At 36.2% G+C, this 3,300-nt stretch carries 4 protein-coding genes; 2 read left to right on the top strand and 2 right to left on the bottom strand.

Annotated elements, in window-relative coordinates; all coding sequences use genetic code 11:
- Positions 1–356, top strand: a 356-nt coding sequence (locus PVK62_RS17120; protein ID WP_274449501.1) for a hypothetical protein, incomplete at its 5' end; no start/stop codon positions are given.
- Between the two features lie 240 nt (positions 357–596).
- Positions 597–1,370: a hypothetical protein gene (locus tag PVK62_RS17115; RefSeq protein WP_274449500.1), complete on the top strand. Its 774-nt coding sequence runs from the start codon at positions 597–599 to the stop codon at positions 1,368–1,370.
- A gap of 723 nt (positions 1,371–2,093) precedes the next feature.
- Here the strand turns inward: PVK62_RS17115 and PVK62_RS17110 are convergent.
- Together PVK62_RS17110 and PVK62_RS17105 are read right to left on the bottom strand one after the other, a co-directional pair.
- Positions 2,094–2,615, bottom strand: coding sequence for a DUF2335 domain-containing protein (locus PVK62_RS17110; RefSeq protein ID WP_274445593.1), 522 nt, complete (start codon positions 2,613–2,615; stop codon positions 2,094–2,096).
- A 1-nt stretch (position 2,616) separates the two neighbouring features.
- The gene (locus tag PVK62_RS17105) at positions 2,617–3,096 is read right to left on the bottom strand and encodes a hypothetical protein (protein ID WP_061014332.1); all 480 of its coding nucleotides are present in this window, start codon (positions 3,094–3,096) and stop codon (positions 2,617–2,619) included.
- Positions 3,097–3,300 lie beyond the last annotated feature (204 nt).

The following is a 3,300-nucleotide window of genomic DNA, read 5'->3' as shown; positions in this document are numbered from 1 at the left end:
CACGAACTAAATATAGCAGTTTTTTGGCTCAGTTCAGCGATAGAACTATTCGATTTTTAGATGTAAAAGTAGGGTGGTTTTCCTTCTTCTTGATTGCCTTTTGGTGTTCGTTTCATCAGGTTCGGCAATTGACTATTATTGCCAAAAGTTCATGGATTTCAGAAACCAATTCACGCTTCAATTGTTCATGGTTTTGCCTCATTTCGGTCAGCATCAGTGTTTTGCTCGCAGCATTTTCAATCCCAATTGTGGCTAGGGTATTTGGTTTATCCGTTCCAAACTTGCTGAAACCAAATCGTACAAATGGTGTAAGAAAAAGGGATTGTTTCGTTTCACAGTTATTGCTGTTGAAGTGATATTTTGCTCGCTTAATTGAGTCAGTCTAATTAAACTCAGTTTACAGTAAATCTTGGTAAATCAATTCTTTACCAAGTTAATAGAAGCGTTGACAAAGATCGTGTAACAAATGCATCAACACGATTTGCTACACTCGGCGTTGTCAGTTTGTCTTTAGTTTCAGTGATTAAGGCAGTAAAATTCAGCTAAGTCTGTATCGTAGCAAACGTGTTATGCAGGCGTTAGTTCTCAGGAGAAGTATGAAACCTTGGATTAGATTTGAAAATGTAGAGGCTAAGAGAGATGGTTATTATGTTAGCTACTCTCCTAGATTTGTAAGCTCAGCAATTGATGATTCAACAGCGTTATTGTCTGTCCGTTTACTTAGAGAGCATACCCTTGAACAGTGTAAGCAAATTGCAGAGTCTGAATTTAAATATTGGATTAAGCGTTATCCAGTTCCATTACAAACTTTAGTTAAGTTTGAATGTAAAACAGCGCTTCGTATTTCCAATATTGCCGAATGCCCATACATTTGTGGTGTATCAGAAAGCGAATACCGCTGGGGTGGTTTCTTAGATAATGAGATTGCTACTCATATGCCTACTAATAATGATTTAAAAGTAATCTATAATGAGTTACCGAGTAAATCATCAGAAGAAGTAGACATTAAGCTTAATCAAGAGCTTATCGGAATGCGAATTATTAAATGGTTTGCACTATTTACTGCTGTAATTATTCCAGCATTAATTGCTTTTCTAGGTTGGTCTCATCCGTTCTTTTCAGCATTAGCCTTGATTTTTGCTTGGTATAAATGTGCGGATAAATGGTTGTCATTATCGGGGCGGAAGATAAAAACTGAAGCTGAGTTAGCGACTGAAGAAGAAGATCGCTTAAAAGAGCACCATCATTATCACTGCAAACTGAATCCTAAAGATTTCGAGCGTTTAAAGTTGAAAAATTTCAAGGAAAATAGGGAAAATCGTCTAAGTAAAAAATTGGAGACTATGCAGTCAGCTGAAATTGAAAACTAACAATCGCATCAACACGATTTACTACACTCGGCATCCTCAGGCTGTCGGGTGTTTCTCGTTTTAGGGCGTCAATTTTAAGTATAATTGCATAGTAGCAAACGTGTTATGCAGGCGTTATACGAACTCTGAGAATGCAGTTTTTTGGTTCAGTCCTGCGATTGAACCATTAGTTTTTTAGGTGTGAAAGTAGGGTGGTTTTCCTTTTTCTTTGTTGCCTTTTGGTGTTCGTTTCATCAGGTTCGGCATTGAACTATTATTGCCCTAAATTCAGGCGTTTCAGAAGCTATTTTACGCTTCAATTGTTCTTTGGTTATGCCTCATTTTAGTCTGCATCAGTGTTTTTCTCTCAGCATTTTCAATCCCAATTGTGGTTAGGATATTTGGTTTATCAGCTCCAAACTGGCTGAAACCAAATCGTTCAAATGGTGTAAGAAAAAGGGATTGTTTCGTTTCACAATTATTGCTGTTGAATGGATATTTTGCTCGCTTAATTGAGTCAGTCTAATTAAACTCAGTTTACAGTAAATCTTGGTAAATCAGTTCTTTACCAAGATTATCGGAGCGAAAGCAAGGCTCGTATAACAAAGCAATCAACACGATGCTATTTACATTCGGCATTCGCGGTTTGAAGTATAATTGGTTTTGTAATTAAGGCGTTCGCACGTGTTATTGCGGCGTTAAGCGCTACCTCTGACTTTAGTTAAATATCAGAGGCTAAGGCTATTATTCTTGTTCTGAATCTGTTTTTTTATTTGTATTATCTCTACGACCAGTAATAAATAATGCAGCAAGACCAACTAAAGTTGAACCACCTAAAACGGAACCAGCAATATCATGGCCAGTATAAATCAAACCACCACAAAGAAATGCTATAAATAATACGCAAACTAAAGCGTAATTTTGGCTGCGAGTATCTTTTGATATTGCACCATTTACGGCAATTTTTTCAAGTTCTTGCCTGTGATTTTGTTCGCTTTCAGCCATTTTTACAATACGCTCAGCAAAATCACTTTGAATATGATTATAATCATTAAGCATTTTGGGCGGTGGAATTGGTCCTGAGTATTGTTGAGAAATTGATTGCATTAAGACACTGGCGCTGCCTTCGGTTGCTTGTCTTTCTACTAATGCTTCAACAAGCATTGTTTCGGGTAAGCGATGCAATAAGCCTTGAACTTCTGTTAATTCTTTCTCTGTTGGCTCGATATCTTCAATTTCATGTTTGATATTTTCTTGTTCTGTCATATTAATCACGTTCTGCATTTTTTAATTCAAACATTGTTTGAGCCAATTGGTCGCCTACTTTTTCCCAGTCTTTTCGCAAAGTTTCATTTAACGTTTTGTTTAAACTTGTAGACTTTAAATAATCGCTAGCTGATGAATCAGGAAATAAGTTGATCATTCGTAAGCTATGTTCAATTTGAGCTTTTGAAAGAGCTAGAGCTTGTGAGTGCTCTTGAACTTGTAATCTAAGTTGCTCTTTTTGTGCTCTTAATCGTTGTGCTCTTTCTTGCCATTGGTCATATTCTTTTTTTTGCACATACTCTAAATGATCTAGATTATTTAAGCATTCTTTGAGGCAAAGCTCTTGAAAAGCAGCAGAATGCTGCAATTTATCTAAATTTTGTTTATTGTTCTCTGTATGTCTGATTACAGTTTTCAGGGAATCAATGTAATGTTTGTAATCGCTATTAGCTTCTATTGAACGCATTTTTTCCTTTCTCATAGGTCCTCCTATAAGCGAGCTAGTTCTCAATTATATGTCTTTAATTAACATTATAACAGTTCTAAAGTCAAACAGAGAATGCCGAATGTAAAAAAATGCGCTTAACAAAGCAATCAACACGATTTATTACATTCGGCATTGTAGGTTTGTCTTTGGTTTAGGTGTTTAAGGCAGTAAAATTCAGCTAAGCCGTCGTAGTAATAA

The sequence above is a fragment of the Aliivibrio sp. S3MY1 genome (assembly GCF_028765575.1).
Lineage (GTDB): Bacteria > Pseudomonadota > Gammaproteobacteria > Enterobacterales > Vibrionaceae > Aliivibrio.
This window is presented reverse-complemented; position numbering and strand designations above follow the sequence as displayed.